Annotated in this window: 13 protein-coding genes and 1 tRNA gene; 6 read left to right on the top strand and 8 right to left on the bottom strand. The window is 54.0% G+C overall.

Annotated elements, in window-relative coordinates:
- Window positions 1-226: 226 nt before the first annotated feature.
- From GSQ86_RS13085 to GSQ86_RS13075, 3 genes are all read right to left on the bottom strand, one after another.
- Window positions 227-730, bottom strand: coding sequence for an FtsX-like permease family protein (locus GSQ86_RS13085; RefSeq protein WP_158750381.1), 504 nt, complete (start codon window positions 728-730; stop codon window positions 227-229).
- A 7-nt stretch (window positions 731-737) separates the two neighbouring features.
- Window positions 738-1103, bottom strand: coding sequence for a sugar nucleotide-binding protein (locus GSQ86_RS13080; protein ID WP_158750380.1), 366 nt, complete (start codon window positions 1101-1103; stop codon window positions 738-740).
- Window positions 1104-1204: 101 nt separating this feature from the next.
- A complete protein-coding gene (locus GSQ86_RS13075) occupies window positions 1205-2335 on the bottom strand; it encodes a hypothetical protein (protein ID WP_174239964.1) in 1131 nt (376 codons plus the stop codon).
- A gap of 7 nt (window positions 2336-2342) precedes the next feature.
- On the opposite strand from GSQ86_RS13075, the gene GSQ86_RS13070 reads away from it, so the two are divergent.
- A complete protein-coding gene (locus tag GSQ86_RS13070) occupies window positions 2343-3059 on the top strand; it encodes a glycoside hydrolase family 27 protein (RefSeq protein ID WP_254062354.1) in 717 nt (238 codons plus the stop codon).
- On the opposite strand, the gene GSQ86_RS23935 is transcribed toward GSQ86_RS13070, so the two are convergent.
- Window positions 2966-3211, bottom strand: coding sequence for a LysR family transcriptional regulator (locus tag GSQ86_RS23935; RefSeq protein ID WP_216841135.1), 246 nt, complete (start codon window positions 3209-3211; stop codon window positions 2966-2968). The two genes, GSQ86_RS13070 and GSQ86_RS23935, sit on opposite strands and share 94 nt — an antisense overlap.
- A 307-nt stretch (window positions 3212-3518) precedes the next feature.
- Here GSQ86_RS23935 and GSQ86_RS13060 point away from each other — a divergent pair, with 307 nt between their 5' ends.
- Complete coding sequence (locus GSQ86_RS13060; RefSeq protein ID WP_256366838.1) at window positions 3519-3827, top strand: AlpA family transcriptional regulator; 309 nt, start codon at window positions 3519-3521, stop codon at window positions 3825-3827.
- Here the strand turns inward: GSQ86_RS13060 and GSQ86_RS13055 are convergent.
- Window positions 3748-5052: an integrase arm-type DNA-binding domain-containing protein gene (locus GSQ86_RS13055; RefSeq protein WP_158750376.1), complete on the bottom strand. Its 1305-nt coding sequence runs from the start codon at window positions 5050-5052 to the stop codon at window positions 3748-3750. The genes GSQ86_RS13060 and GSQ86_RS13055 overlap by 80 nt on opposite strands.
- A 207-nt stretch (window positions 5053-5259) precedes the next feature.
- Window positions 5260-5333 (bottom strand) — tRNA-Gln (locus tag GSQ86_RS13050).
- Between the two features lie 342 nt (window positions 5334-5675).
- On the opposite strand from GSQ86_RS13050, the gene GSQ86_RS13045 reads away from it, so the two are divergent.
- The 4 genes from GSQ86_RS13045 (at window position 5676) to GSQ86_RS13030 (ending at window position 11365) form a co-directional block, all read left to right on the top strand.
- The gene (locus GSQ86_RS13045; protein WP_158750375.1) at window positions 5676-5876 is read left to right on the top strand and encodes a hypothetical protein; all 201 of its coding nucleotides are present in this window, start codon (window positions 5676-5678) and stop codon (window positions 5874-5876) included.
- Between the two features lie 73 nt (window positions 5877-5949).
- Window positions 5950-7200 carry a TolC family protein gene (locus GSQ86_RS13040; RefSeq protein WP_158750374.1) on the top strand — a complete coding sequence of 417 codons (1251 nt, stop codon included), beginning with the start codon at window positions 5950-5952 and terminating at the stop codon, window positions 7198-7200.
- Window positions 7197-8279, top strand: coding sequence for an efflux RND transporter periplasmic adaptor subunit (locus GSQ86_RS13035; protein WP_158750373.1), 1083 nt, complete (start codon window positions 7197-7199; stop codon window positions 8277-8279). Before GSQ86_RS13040 ends, GSQ86_RS13035 begins: the two co-directional genes overlap by 4 nt.
- A 2-nt stretch (window positions 8280-8281) precedes the next feature.
- Entirely contained in the window at window positions 8282-11365 is a 3084-nt protein-coding gene (locus tag GSQ86_RS13030; protein ID WP_158750372.1) for an efflux RND transporter permease subunit, read from the top strand.
- A gap of 55 nt (window positions 11366-11420) precedes the next feature.
- Here the strand turns inward: GSQ86_RS13030 and GSQ86_RS13025 are convergent, their stop codons facing one another.
- Both GSQ86_RS13025 and GSQ86_RS13020 read right to left on the bottom strand, forming a co-directional pair.
- Complete coding sequence (locus tag GSQ86_RS13025) at window positions 11421-13997, bottom strand: ABC transporter permease (protein ID WP_158750371.1); 2577 nt, start codon at window positions 13995-13997, stop codon at window positions 11421-11423.
- Window positions 13987-14679, bottom strand: a complete 693-nt coding sequence (locus tag GSQ86_RS13020; RefSeq protein WP_158750370.1) for an ABC transporter ATP-binding protein — start codon at window positions 14677-14679, stop codon at window positions 13987-13989. The genes GSQ86_RS13025 and GSQ86_RS13020 overlap by 11 nt, the downstream gene beginning before the upstream one ends.
- Window positions 14680-14685 lie beyond the last annotated feature (6 nt).

The following is a 14685-nucleotide window of genomic DNA, read 5'->3' as shown; positions in this document are numbered from 1 at the left end:
AGCGCATTGTCACTGTTGCTATCAAACGGCGGACGAGCCTGGGAAAAGGCAAAGCTTGCATAGACAACCAATCTTTGGTCGATCATGGCGGTCGAAATCCGGTTTCCTGGAAACGGATCGCGAATGTACTGGCCGGATTGGCCGGATGCAAGAGACTTGGATCGTTGCTGCGTGCCTTGGTGCCGTCATTTCTCAAATGATTTTTGACACCACTCGGGTGACCCGATTAGTCCGTGCGCAAGGCCGTTGCGGGCTCCACGTTCGCTGCGCGTCGGGCAGGAATAAAGCTCGCAAGCAGCGCACTCATAAGCAAGATGGCGGTGGCAATTCCCAGTGCTGCCAGATCGACCTCTCCCACTTCATAAAGGGTTGAGTGCAGCATCCGACCGACGACGAAGGATAACGTGAGCCCCAGCACGAGGCCAAGCGCCACCTGCGCAAAAGCCGCCCGCGGCACCAGCAGGATTACGTTAAAGCGTGTTGCGCCCACGGCCATGCGTACCCCGATCTCTACAGTGCGGCGAGCAACAGCATAAGCCATCACTCCATAAAGCCCTATCGAAGCAAGGAGGATGGCAAGGCCGCCGAAGAGCGTGCTCAGCTCAGCCACCGTGCGCTGCTGGTCATAGTGCACATCAATCTGCTCCTGCAGCGGATGGATGCTGATAATGGCGAAGTTGGGATCGACCTCGGCAAAGACCTTCCGCATCTGAGGCTCCAGCCGGCTCATGTCACCGTTAATCCAGATTTGCGCGCCATTGATGAAGCGATTTTAAGACCATCAAAACAGCGCCTGTCGAAGTAAATAAGAGCCGTGCTCCGTTACACGCGCAGGCATTGGCGATATGTTCAGCACCATGCAAATTTACCGCCGTTGCCAGCTCGGGTTCTCGCTGACAGCGATCGATATCAGAGATCGCCGCCAGCAATAGCACTGCGTCGGGCTGCACCTCATCTATCGCAGCCCGCACGCTCGCAGCCTCCGCGACATCCACCACCAGATCGGTTTCGCCGCTCTCACGCGTCCGGTCGGCTCGCACGACTTGATACCGGCTGCTGCTACGGGTGATAAAGCTTCCCAGGAACCCTCTGGCTCCGATCACCAGGAGCCGCGTACAGATTTCCGTTTTCCGACAAACTCATTTCATCCTTTTGCAACGCTCATCGCCTTTGTTCTATGGGCTATGACGCGAAGATCCTTCAGTTAAAACGAAAAACGAAGTGAGAACTGCAGACGTCTGTTATCCACGGAAGTTGACGACACCTGCACTTCCGAGCCATCTCCCACAACCGAGTCGGGTGTACCGAAATCCGGGTGATTGAAGGTATTAAACGCATCGATCCGGAACTCCAATTGCGTGCCTTCTACTAGAGCAAAAGTCTTTTCCAGAGAAGAATCGAGCTGTATCTGATCGTCACCATGCAATGGATTGATTCCGGCATTTCCATATGTTCCTTCTGTCAGGTGATTTACGAAGGCGGATGTATCAAACCACTTATCAATAGTAGGGTGACTCAGCGTGCCGTTGCCAATTCGATCGGGGCGATTCGACTGGCCATTGTTCAATGTGCCCACCGCGGATGTAACGTCGAACCGGACACCGCTTCGCATATGCAGCAGAGCAGAGTATTCCCAGCCCCCGATCAATGTATCCACCAGCCGGCTACCATGACTCATGTATGTCTTGCCCCGACCTACCGGTAGCGCATAATGGGCCTGCGCATTGAAGATATGCGCGATATCCTGCTGTGTTGGTCCGTAATACTGGCGAATATTCGTCTGGTCAATGTTGTTCCCGTCGGCAAAGTTGCGTCCATGTGCGTAACTGGCATTCACATTCAAATCCTGCCCCACATTTGCCGCAAAGCGCACGGTTAATGCATCGTAATAGCTGCTTGCCCGAGAAACAGATATCGGCACATCTCCGAGGTCAGGGTAGAGATTGTAGAGCGGTCTGCTGGTCTGATAATCATTGCTCGCGTCTGTTGAGGGAGGTGCCTGGTTGATATTCAAGGAGTGCAAATTATGATGTCCCCGCACATTCATATAACCGATATCCAGAATCATCCCCGGGCGGATTTCTCGCTCAATGTTCACCGTCTTCTGGTCAACGCTCTGCGCTCTCCAATCCGGTTCGACACCGCGAATCACTGCATTGTCGGGAATAACCAGGTTGCCTGAAGCATCTGTCTCAGCGGTCGGAACCGGAATTCCATCTCTCGATAACAACAGCGATGGAGTCAGATTATTGGGTGTCAACAGTGAGGCCTTTGCATAGTTGGGATAGGTCAATCGCAACATCATGGCCGATTCGGTGAAATTTCCATCGGGCATCAAAGCGTTGGCAGACTATATCCACTCAAAAGGTCTAAAGTTTGGCATCTATTCTGACGCTGGCACCAAGACATGCGGTGGCCGTCTAGGCAGCCAGGGCCACGAGTACCAGGATGCATCGACTTACGCGCGTTGGGGCGTGGATTATCTCAAGTACGACCGGTGCTTCACTGGAACACGTAACAGCGAAGAAGCTTACGCACTGATGGCCGATGCACTGCGTGCTACCGGTCGCGACATCATCTTCTCAATTTGCAACTGGGGTGTGAATCGCCCAACAATGACCGATAAATCCATGCCTTGGGACTGGGGGCAGAAGATAGGTAATTTATGGCGCACTACTGAAGACATCTACGATGCCTGGGCTGGGCGCAAAGGCACGAGCCTGGGCATGGTTAACATCGTCGATCTTACGGAGCCATTGTACGGCTATGCAGCCCCAGGTCATTGGAATGATCCAGACATGCTGGAGATTGGCAATGGCGGCATGAGCACAACCGAGTATCGCGGCCAGTTCAGTCTATGGGCGATCATGGCGGCTCCGCTGATAGCGGGCAACGACATTGCTGCTATGGACGACGACACACGCAACATTCTCACCAATCGCGAGATCATCGCAGTCGACCAAGATCAAATAGGCATAGCAGGTCGCCGTGTGCGTGACGATGGTGATTCGCCCGCGGCAGTGAGGTTCATTCCGCCGCGATCGCGTTCAAAGATTTGAATGTGAAGGGCGTCTTCTAGATCGTTGATTTGGCGGCTAAGAGCGGATTGAGCCAACGGAAGGCGTGTGGCAGCGGCAGTAATTGTGCCCTCTTCCGCTATTGCGACAATGCTCTTGAGGTGTTTGAACTCAAGGTGATCGTAGACACTCATGGACATGCCCCCCGAAACTCAACTGAGCGGTGGTGCTGCCGTAACGGGAGTTCTGTCCCGGAACTTCTTTCACTTCAATTAGTACCAGATTGGTTAACAAAAGTTGCGTGCTCCAAGGCAACCCGGTGAACGCGCAATAGTGAGACGCAGCAATCCCCATCTCGTTTAAGCATAGCCATCCATCGCAATAAAGTATTGGACGGCGCCATATCGAACGGGCACTATCACCGGAAGGTGTCATTCCTGTCCCAGGAGGTCCCGCTTGCTCTCCGACCAAAATCTCCCGCCTAAGAAACCGTCAGATCGCGTGCGAACGGACGCTGGCCGCTCAGCGCTGCCAAATGCTCTGGAAGAGGTCAGTTTCCTGCGTCTACCAGACGTGAAATTGGTCACGGGGCTATCGAAGTCTAGCCTCTACGCACTGATCCGTGCGAACAGTTTTCCGTCTCCCGTCCGATTTGGACCGCGCACAGTCGCATGGGTAAGATCAGAAATTAAGCAGTGGGCTGCTGAGCGTGTCCTTACGTCAAGATCCACTACTTTGAATCCAGGCAGGAAACGGATGCCGCAGCCCGCTCTTCGCGAAGCGTGGGCTTCCTCGAAGAAATGGGCCTAGGCGCGGCCAATGCTCTCCTACCCTTAGCAAGCTGCGCTTCCAGATAGTCGGCCCACCACTGCATCATCTCCGTGCGCTGTTTTAGATACTTCGCGTGGTTGTAGGCTGCGGACACCTTGTTCCGCTTCATGTGGGCCAGTTGCAAATCTACATGCTCATCGTCAAAGTCGTTCTCATTGAGGATGGTCGAAGCTAGTCCACGGAATCCGTGTCCCGTCATGCGGCCCTGATATCCAAGCCGGTAGAGCGCGTACAGGAGCGTGTTGTTGCTCATGGGCTTCTTCTTGTCCGTGGCCCCTGGGAATACCAGCTTGCCATTGCCGGTTAGCAACCTAAGCGCTCGAAGTACCTCGACGGCCTGGCGTGAAAGAGGAATGATGTGAGGGGTCTTCATCTTCATACGCTCAGCAGGAATGTCCCATCGTGCTCTGTCCAGATCGAATTCAGTCCACGGCGCTTCGATCAGCTCGCTTGTGCGAGGAAAACAGTAGGCGAGAAGCTTGAGTCCAAAGCGTGTGAGCGCGTCTCCGTTGTAGTCATCCATCTTCGCCAGCAGTTCGGGCAAATCCTTCTCGTCTACACGGGCGAAGTTTTCTGAGTCGGCTGCCGCCAATATGTCTCGCGGCTTGAAGTCAGCCGCGGGATTCCGGCTCGCAAGTTCGCGCGCGATTGCGAAACGGAAGATCTGCCCGATGGACTGATGCGCTCTCTTGGCGACATCGCTAGCGCCCCGCGTCTCAATCGTAAGCATGATGTTCCGAATATGGGCCGTTTGGACGGCATCGATGGGCAAGTGCCCGACGACGGGGAAGACGTCAGATTCAAGCCGATTCATCAAAGTCTCTGCGTGCCTTGGAGACTTGCCGATCGACCACCATGCCCACCACTGTCGGGCTATTTTCTCAAAACTGCTATCAGCTTCACGCTGGAGCGCCTTGGTTTCCTCCCGCTTGGCTTCGGCCTCTGCTTTGCGTTCGCCCATCGGATTGACGCCGGTAGCCAATAGTTTCTTCGCAGCGAAGTGAAGCTCGCGGGCATCCTTGGGGCCGACATGCGGGTACTCCCCAAATGACATATTCTTCTCGATACCATCGAACCGATACCGCCAAAGCCAGAGCTTTGCGCCGGACGGTTTGACGATAAGGCATAGCCCGCCACCGTCTGCCAGTTTGTATTTTTTGGCCCGTGGCTTTGCGTTTTCAATTTCCTTGATAGTCAGTCCCATAATGAGCCCTCGAAGGTGTGGGGTTTTTCGATCCCCACACTTTTGCTCATCGTACCCCACAATAATCCCCACATAAAAGTCTGGCTGTAGTAGCACGCCCTAGAACGCTCTCGCACACTATTACCTTGTATGTTATTGCAAAACAACAACATCCTCGCGTGCGAGGATGTTCGGGGAGGTGCAAGGAAGTTCAGGTTTTAGGTGTTTTGGTTGCCCCCCAGGGATTCGAACCCCGATATGCTGCTCCAGAGGCAGCCGTCCTACCATTGAACGAGGGGGCAATAAGATGCCGCGCGATTGCGCTACTCCTCACATAATAAAAGCTGCAGGAACTTAGGTCAACCTTCGTCCGTCTATTCTCATATCGGTTCACATAATCGATTCTGCTGTTCAAGTACAATCACACTGTAAGCGTGGAATTGCTCCTCAATATCGTTTGGCTGCTCTTATCGCTGTCGCTTGTCTTCCTTTGGAAGAGGGGCGTACGCCGCTTTGGTACGCAGTCAAAGCTTCCGGACCTACGCATTCAACTCATCGCTCTCGCCTTATTGGTAGTTATTTTGCTCCCCGTCATCTCTATGACAGACGATATCCAAGCCATATCCACGGCGGAGATTGAGCACGTGACCCGAAAAGTCGATATGGCGCCCGTGGCCGAGCAGCCAGCCAGTCTCGCAGATCATCTGCATGTCGGACTTTTTTTATCCTTCCACCTCACCGGCTTACATTCCTTTATGCGGCTTGAACCCGCCGTACAGATTGCGAAGCCGTTGATCGGATCGATCCGGCAGGCGGCAAAGCGGCCTCCGCCTTTGTTTGCCTGATCATTCTGCCTTCTGATTTCAGTTTTTAATTTGTATCGCCAGGACTCACGTTGCCGTCCCGGGATGGGTGTATATGAAACGACTTTTCGCTCGAAGTACTACCTTGCTTGCCGTCTGCCTCACATTTGCGGCCTCGCAGGCGCAAACGGCGCAGCCTCCGCTGACCCTGCAGCAGGCCCTTGACATAGCGCGCACCAGAAATCCAAATCTTCTTTCCGGACAACAGCATGTCATTGCTACCAAGGCCAATGAGATCACCGCCGGGCTGCGCCAGAATCCAAATTTTCAAATCTCTGGTACTGATGTCAGCCTCCCGGCCGACAATCCCAGCAACCCCTATTCCTACGCTGCGAATGTCAATCGTCTCTTCGAACGCGGAGAGAAGCGCCGCTGGAGACTCGACATCGCCCACGCCACTACCGATGTAACCCAGAGCCAATATAAAGATACTGAGCGGCAGACGGCACTCGCTGTAAAGCAGGCATTCACACAGATGCTGGCAGCGAAAGCAGGGCTAAAGATCGCGGACGACAATTTAACCAGCTATCACAGAACAGTTGATCTGACCAAGGCGCGCCTCGATGCAGGGGACGTCAGTGCGACAGATTTTGAACGAATCGATCTTCAATTGGCGGAATTCGAATCCGATTTTGACAATGCAAAGCTCAACCTCGTGCAGGCAAGCGATCAGTTACAACTGCTACTGGGGATTGAGAAACCCGCCGATGCCTTCGATATCACCGGAACTCTCGACCCGCCGACTCTGACTGCACCATTGGCACAGATCGAACAGGAAGCACTTCGAGGCCGTCCGGATTATCTCGCGGCACAGCAATCTGTGCGCCTGGCCGATTCCAACATCAAACTCGCAGATGCAGACGGAACCACGGATCCCACCGTTGGCGGCGAATATGAACGCACCGGCACCTACAACAGCGCGGGCTTTCAAGTCAGCATTCCCTTGCGCATCTTTGATCGAAATCAGGGAGAAAAGCAACGCACCCGCTATGAATCACAATCCAGCAGGTTCGCTGAAACAGCAGCGCATAACCAGGTCATCAACGATGTTGATCAAGCATGGGCAGGCTACCAAACCGCTGTTAACATGGCCAATCGATACCATGGCCATTACCTCCAGGAAGCTGCACATGTGCGCGACAACATGGAGTACAGCTACAGGCACGGCGGTACAACGCTGCTCGATTACCTTGATGCCCTGCGCGACTACCGCCAGACGAACCTCGATGCCTTAAACGCAAATACCCAGGTCTGGCTAGCTATTCATCAACTCAGCTTCGCTGCTGCAACGGAGATCGTCCCATGAGCAAGAACTACTTAGCTGCGTTTCTTCTTCCCTGTGTCTTGGTAGTTACAGCCTGCAAGCATCCGGCTGAGGAATCCGCGCCAACGCCAGCCACCGGCAAAGATGTAGTCGATACTGTCGCAGTTCATAACGCAGAGGTAACAGATACTCTGAATCTGCCAGCTCGATTGCTGGCAAATCCAACGGATGTCGTACATATCTATCCGCCGCTTAGTGGCCGCGTGATCGCGCTTAAGGTTTTGCCCGGCCAGGAAGTCAGCAAAGGTCAGCCGATCGGCACATTGCAGAGCAGCGATGCGGCATCCGCGCGTTCCGATTTTGAAAAAGCGAAGATAGAAGCGGCCCGTGCAGATCTGCAATTGCAGCGCGGTAAAGAACTTCTACAACACGAAGTCATGGCGCAGAAGGATTACGACGATCTGAAGGCGTTGGACGACGCGGACCATGCTGAACTCGAGCGGACGCGGCAGACTTTGAACAATCTCGGGTTTTCGGAAAATGATACGTCGGCAAACCTGCCGCTTCGCTCTCCCATCAGTGGCGTCGTTCTCGACGTAGGCACGGCTCCTGGAAAAATGCAGCGCTCGCTCGACAATGCAACCGCCATTGCGACGATCGCGAATATCGATTCCATCTGGGCTCTCGGTGACCTCTATCCAAATGACGTCGGCGCGGTGCGCCGCGGACAGTCAGTCGAAATCCGAGTCAACGGATATCCAAATGAGGTCCGCACTGGCACGATTGACAATATCTCCGATGCCGTCGATCCTACGACGCTCACTCTTAAGGTGCGCGTCGTCATCCCCAACCCCGGGCATAAGTTCAAGCCACAGATGTATGCGACCATCTCCGTTGCTGATCTCAAGCGACAGGCTATCGTTGTTCCCTCGACGGCTGTGATCCGCGACGGCACTAAGAATTATGTCTTTGTCTCCACTCCTGATCACAAATATGCGCGGCGCGACGTGGAATTGGGCGAGACTCACGAAAAGACTGTCGAAGTTACGCATGGGCTTGAAGATGGCGAACAGGTTGTAGCGACAGGCGCAGAACTGCTGCGCCAGGCAGGAGCGCAGTAAAAATGCAGGCGTTTATTCGCACACTCCTCCGCTACCGAAACATTATCCTGATTATTTTTCTCGCATCGCTCGCCGGTGGCATACTCGCATTCCTGCGCCTTGATATTGAGGCCTATCCCGATCCCTCTCCACCGATGGTTGAGTTCATCACGCAGAATCCATCGTGGTCTGCGGAAGAAATGGAGCAGCAGGTTACAGTTCCGCTCGAAGCCGGACTGAATGGTACGCCTCATCTTGACCAGATCCGGTCGATCAGCATCTTTGGCCTTAGCGACGTCAAACTTTATTTCACGTTTGACAGCGATTACTTCACCGACCGTCAGGAAGCCCTCAACCGTCTGCAATCGGTCAACTTGCCGAATAATCTGCAGCCACAACTCTCTCCTGAATCTCCTATCGGCGAAATCTATCGCTACCAGCTCACGGGCCCGGGCTATTCGTTGAATGACTTGAAGGCCACACAGGACTGGCTCCTCGTGCGCGAGATGAAACAGGTGCCAGGCATCATCGACGTGGCCACCCTCGGAGGCACGACTCGCCAATACCAGGCAGAGATTGACCCAAACAAACTGCTTACCTATGGCGTCACCATGACGCAGGTAGCGAACGCTATCCAAAGCAGCAACGCCAACGCAGGCGGCAACTATCTCACACTCGGAAGCCAGAGCGTGAATGTTCGCGGCATTGGCCTTCTACACTCCATTGCCGATATGGAAAATATTGTCATTGCAGAGCGTAATGGCGTCCCCGTGCTTTTGAGAAATGTTGCCGATGTGAAAGAAGGCCATCAGCCTCGGCTCGGCAAGGTGGGATATGACGAGCAACCGGACGTCGTGGAAGGCATCGTGCTTCTGCAGAAAAACGAGAAGTCACTGCCTGCCCTCGCCGGATTGCGCGCCAAGATCAAAGAGCTGAATGAAGGCAATCTATTGCCTCCGGGCATGAAGATTAAGACGCTCTACGATCGCACCGATCTCATTAACACCACGACGAAGACAGTCCGTCACGTGATCATCACCGGACTTATTCTCGTCACGCTGGTTCTTCTCAGCATGCTTGGCGATCTTCGCATTACCGCAATCGCTGCAATCACCATTCCCTTTGCGGTGCTTTTTTCATTCGCCATGATGGTACTCACAGACCATTCGGCGAACCTGATTTCGATCGGAGCCATCGACTTCGGCATCCTTGTCGACGCCTCAATTGTGGTGCTGGAAAGCGTCTACCGTAAGATCTCCCGCCGCGTGCAGGGCGAAGAAGTCTCCGAGCTGATCATGGAAGGCGTGGGCGATGCGGCAAAGCCCGTGCTATTCGCAACGCTGATCATCCTGGTTGCCTTCATTCCTCTCTTCACCATGCAAGGCGTCCCGGGCAAGATTTTCGCGCCTATGTCAGTCACATATGGATTCGCGCTGACGGGTGCTCTCATTTTCGCTCTCGTCTTTGCTCCTGTTCTGGGCTCGTTCGCAGTTCCCAAACAGATCAAGCATGAAGCCGAAGACACCTGGCTGAGTGGTTTCTTTCGCCGACACTACGATAACGGCCTGAAGCGTGTACTCAAGTTCAGCAAGATTGCCTGGCTCGGAGCTCTTGCCGCACTTGTCGCAGCTATTGTTCTTTTCATCTTTGTCGGCGGAGAATTCATGCCGGCACTCGAAGAAGGCAACCTGTGGATTCGTGCCACCCTGCAGCAGGACATCGCTTTTCCGCAGTCAGAAAATATGGCCGACAAGATTCGCGCCACCCTGCGCTCCTATCCGGAAATCACACAGGTTATCTCTCAGATGGGACGTCCAGATGACGGCACGGATGTCAGCACATTCAACAATATCGAGTTCTTTGCGAGCCTCAAGCCCGCGGATGAATGGCGTCCGCGGTTCCACGGCGACAAAGATAAGTTAATCGCTGCCATTGAAAGGGATTTTGCACAATATCCAGGCATCGATTTCAACTTTTCGCAGAATATTCAGGACAATGTGGAAGAATCCATGTCGGGAGTGAAAGGCGAAAATTCTCTCAAGCTTTTTGGTAATGACTTCGACGACCTGACGCGCATCGCCGATCAAATACAGAATGTAATGGGCAAAGTGCAAGGCATTGCCGACATAGGCGTCTTCAACGTGACTGGCCAGCCAAGCTTGATGGTTTCGATAGATCGCAGCAAAGCGGCGCGTTATGGCCTGCAGCCACAAGATGTAAACAGCGTGGTGCAGGCAGCTGTAGGAGGAGCTCCGGTAACGCAGATTATCGACGGAGATCGCCGTTTTGATTTTGCTTTGCGCTATGCCCCGCAATTCCGGGACACACCGGAAGCGATAGGCAAAATACTTCTGCCAACTCCGGATGGCACGGAGGTGCCCTTGGGCGCAATCGCCGATGTCAACATCAAGAATGGCGCCTTTATGATTTATCACGAAGGCGCTCGCCGCTATATCCCCATTAAATTCAGTGTGCGTGGACGTGATCTCGCCAGTGCGATCCAGGATCTAAAACAGCAGCTCGCCCAGAAAGTAAAATTACCATCCGGCTATGAGTACACCTGGGCTGGCGAATTCGACAGTCTGCAAAAAGAGCAGCGCCGTCTTGCATACATCATTCCGGTCAGCCTTGCCGTAATCCTGGTGCTTCTCTATATACAGTTCCGCACCTGGACAGACGCCTTCATTGTGGTCGGCACGCTTCCCTTCGCTGCGATCGGTGGCATTCTCGCCTTATTCATTACACGCACTTCATTCAGCATCTCTGCCGCGGTGGGTTTCACTTCGCTCACAGGAGTCGCAACGCTCGGCGCTGTTGTTTTCCTGTCAGGCATACGTCGCGCCCAGCGAGAAGACGGCTTTGATCATGGCCTTGAAAGAGGCTGTCTTGACGAGATGCGTCCCGTAGTCATGGCATGCATGGCGGCTGGCCTCGGCCTGCTTCCTGCAGCTATCTCCAACGGGATTGGTGCACAGGCACAGCAGCCTCTCGCACGCGTGGTGGTTGGAGGAATGCTCACAACAGTTTTCTCGATCCTATTTGTCATGCCACTGCTGGTGAAGCGCTTTACATCACGCAAGAGTTTTGAAGGCGTCGCAGAGGAATAGCCGCATGATACGCCGCATGATACCCATACGTTCCTGCCACGGAATGTATGGGTGCCTACTCTTCCCGCAGCACTTCGAGCGGCTTCTGCCCAAGAATTCGAAAGCTGGCAATCCACCCAGTTACTACCGCGAGCAGCGCAGTAGTGAGAACCGCTATCAGGCTTGCAAAAATCTCCGGATGATATGGCACATCCATCTTGTGGAGTAATATCCTGCTCAGCAGATTCGCGAAAACCGCGCCTACGCATCCTGCTATCAAGCCAAGCACGGTGAACTCGATGCTGAAGACGGTCACAACGCGGTTTCGAGTGGCTCCAAGAGTTTTCAACACTACAACCTCGCGGATACGCCTGAAACGCGTGCTCGCTATGCTCGATGCAAGAATTACTGCGCCTGAAAACATGGAGAATGCTGCCAGAAAGCGAATCACCAGCGTGATTTGATGCACCACACCCTGCACTGTTTCGAGAATATCTGCGATGTTGATAACTGTTACCGTCGGATACTCCTGAAACAATTCCCTCTCCATAACAGAAATCTGCTTCGGCTGCACGCGCACCGCTGCATACCAGACATTGGGCAAACCTTTGAGAGCTATGGATGGCAAGATAAATTCGCTCCGCGCAAATACATGTTCGCCCTCAGCCTTGTAAATCACCGCTACATGCGTATGAATCGTACGCTCACCCGATTCGAAATCTACCGCAGAGCCGGGATGCAGCTTCAACCGTTTTGCAGCGTGATCAACAATAGCCACACCATCTGCATCACTCTTCTGCCACCATCTTCCCTGAGTAACTTTCACGCCATCCGGAACTGAGTCCGCCCAGGTAACAGCCACGGAGGAAAGCAATCGCTTTGGATAATTTGTTAGATTGAGATGGTCTACCGGTACGCCGTCGATCGCTGTAATCCGGGCCGAAACGATAGGGATCGATTCAAATTTATTATCTACGCCCGGTTGATGTAGAAGCAGGTCTTTCACGCCGTCTATTTCATCCTGACTGATATCGACGAGAAAAATATTGGCAGCGCTGGTAGCAGCATCGGTATTCATACGGCTCACGATGGCATGCTGCATAATGTAGACACTTAGAATCAGCATGACACCCGCGCCCAACGCGGCCAGCACCGCGGCGGTTTGATTTCCTGGACGGTAGAGATTTGCCAGGCCATGCCGCAACGCAGAATTCAGATGCAGCCGGGTCTTATCGAGAAGAGCGCGCAGGCCTCGCAATGTAATTGCAGTGATGACCAGGATAACGATCAGCAATCCTGACAGCGCAGCAGCAAACCACTTTCCAACCAGTAACGAATCCGCGAGGCCGGCGGCGATACCACCCAGGGCGAGGACAACGACTACCGAAGAAATCCACTGCGCCTTGTTCTCAACAAGCTTCTTCCAAAAGCCGCGCCTGCTTCCCGCATCTTCACTATCGACGGCTTTGCGCAGCACTACGCTGGGTCGAATCCGCCGAACATCGAGCAGAGGCGGTAAGCAAAAAAGTATCGTGGTCAGAATGCCGGTGCCAAATGCCGCTGAAACCGAACGTAACGGAAGTCGTAGTGGAGGCTGGATGGGAAGCAACTTGCCAAAGAAAAATGGGAGAGCCCACTCTACACCGAAACCAAGAACGATGCCGATCAGTCCTCCCAGCGATCCCAGCAGCAGCGTCTGCAGCAAATAGATTCGTAAAATATCAGATGACCGGGCCCCGATCGATTTCATAATTGCGAGCACTTCGATTCGCTGTTGCAAATGCGCCCGCATTGCCATTCCTACACCAATCGCACCGAGCACCATCGCGACCAAGCAGATCAGGCTCAGCAGGCCGGTCGCATGATCCAGCCCTTCTGAAAGGGCGGGGCTCGTCTCGCGAAAATCTGTAATTTGCGCGTCTGGCAATATCTTTTCAAGATCGCTGCGAACATTCGCAATCTTCCCACTTTGCGGTGCAAGCTTGAACAGATACCTCTCAGTCGCTCGGCTTCCCTGCTGCAGCAGACCGGTTCTGTTTACTGCTTCGCGAGTCATCATGACCCGCGGGCCCAATCCAATCCCGGCAGTCAGGCGATCCGGCTCTTTCTCAATCACGGCTGCAATTCTGAATAGTTGGCCGCCGATCTTCAGCGAATCTCCGGTCTTTGCATGCAACCGCACAAGCAGATTGTCATCGACAACGACAGAGCTGTCAGTTAAGACCGAGCTGATATCTCCGGCCGGATTCAACAGAACCGTTCCGTAGAACGGATACCTTCCAGGATCGACGACCTTCAATGACACCAGCAATGGAACTGGGTCACCTCGCAGCGAAGCCATCGACACCATTTCTGTCACCGAGGTGCGCTCCACATTTCTGGAAGTCGCCAGCGCGTCCAGCTTTGCGTTCTCCTGCGGTGTTGTTTGCCGAAACATGCGCGCCGAAAGGTCGGCGGACATGATACTGCGCGCCTGGTTGAGCAATGCTTTTTGAAATGACTCGCTAAAGCCGCGCACGCCGGTCAACGCGGCCACTCCAATTGCAACTGAAAGAATTACAAATAGGAACTTCGCCCGCGAGGCTCGCAATTCCCGCCATGCGATCTTCGCGGCCGTAGTCCATCCAAGAGCAGGCTTTTGTTCAGGCCCCATAGCCATTCTTCTTTCCGTCTTCGTCGGAGACAACGCGTCCGTCACGCAGAACAATGCGGCGATCCGCGCGATCGGCGATTTGCTTGTCGTGAGTCACCAGTACCAGCGTGGTGCCTGCTTCCCGCTGTCGCTCCGTAAGCAGATCGAGCACATGTTGACCATTCGGCGAGTCGAGATTTCCTGTGGGCTCATCAGCCATTACGATTGGAGGATCCAGAACAAAGGCGCGAGCCAACGCTACCCGCTGCTGCTCTCCGCCGGAGAGTTGCACCGGATAGTGGTGTAGCCGATCTGCCAGCCCTACAGATTCCAATAGCGCAACTGCGCGCTTTTTCCCATCGCCCTTCGCATTCAATTCATATGGAAGAAGAACGTTTTCGAGTGCGGTAAGTGTTGGAATGAGCTGATAGGACTGAAAAACAAAACCAATCTTCTTGCCGCGCACTTGCGCCAGCTTGTCCTCGGGCAATCGGCTGATGTCGGTTCCTTCCACCAGCACTTCGCCTTCCGTCGGTGCGTCGAGCCCGGCGAGTAATCCCAGCAACGTGCTTTTGCCGCTGCCGGAGGAGCCCATGATCGCGAGAAATTGTCCCCGCGGCACGCTTAGATCGATGCCTTTCAATATCTCCACTGTTCGGCTTCCATTGCGAATCGACTTCTTCAGTCCTCGCACTTCAATCATTCCCGG

The sequence above is a fragment of the Acidobacterium sp. S8 genome, assembly GCF_009765985.1.
GTDB lineage: Bacteria > Acidobacteriota > Terriglobia > Terriglobales > Acidobacteriaceae > Alloacidobacterium.
This window is presented reverse-complemented; position numbering and strand designations above follow the sequence as displayed.

What these genes read in the sequence shown, in the direction of transcription:
- GSQ86_RS13085 (WP_158750381.1), bottom strand. Translation starts at nt 730, where the DNA reads ATGAGCCGGCTGGAGCCTCAGATGCGGAAGGTCTTTGCCGAGGTCGAT.
- GSQ86_RS13075 (WP_174239964.1), bottom strand. Translation starts at nt 2,335, where the DNA reads ATGCCCGATGGAAATTTCACCGAATCGGCCATGATGTTGCGATTGACC.
- GSQ86_RS23935 (WP_216841135.1), bottom strand. Translation starts at nt 3,211, where the DNA reads ATGAGTGTCTACGATCACCTTGAGTTCAAACACCTCAAGAGCATTGTC.
- GSQ86_RS13055 (WP_158750376.1), bottom strand. Translation starts at nt 5,052, where the DNA reads ATGGGACTGACTATCAAGGAAATTGAAAACGCAAAGCCACGGGCCAAA.
- GSQ86_RS13040 (WP_158750374.1), top strand. Translation starts at nt 5,950, where the DNA reads ATGAAACGACTTTTCGCTCGAAGTACTACCTTGCTTGCCGTCTGCCTC.
- GSQ86_RS13035 (WP_158750373.1), top strand. Translation starts at nt 7,197, where the DNA reads ATGAGCAAGAACTACTTAGCTGCGTTTCTTCTTCCCTGTGTCTTGGTA.
- GSQ86_RS13030 (WP_158750372.1), top strand. Translation starts at nt 8,282, where the DNA reads ATGCAGGCGTTTATTCGCACACTCCTCCGCTACCGAAACATTATCCTG.
- GSQ86_RS13025 (WP_158750371.1), bottom strand. Translation starts at nt 13,997, where the DNA reads ATGGGGCCTGAACAAAAGCCTGCTCTTGGATGGACTACGGCCGCGAAG.
- GSQ86_RS13020 (WP_158750370.1), bottom strand. Translation starts at nt 14,679, where the DNA reads ATGATTGAAGTGCGAGGACTGAAGAAGTCGATTCGCAATGGAAGCCGA.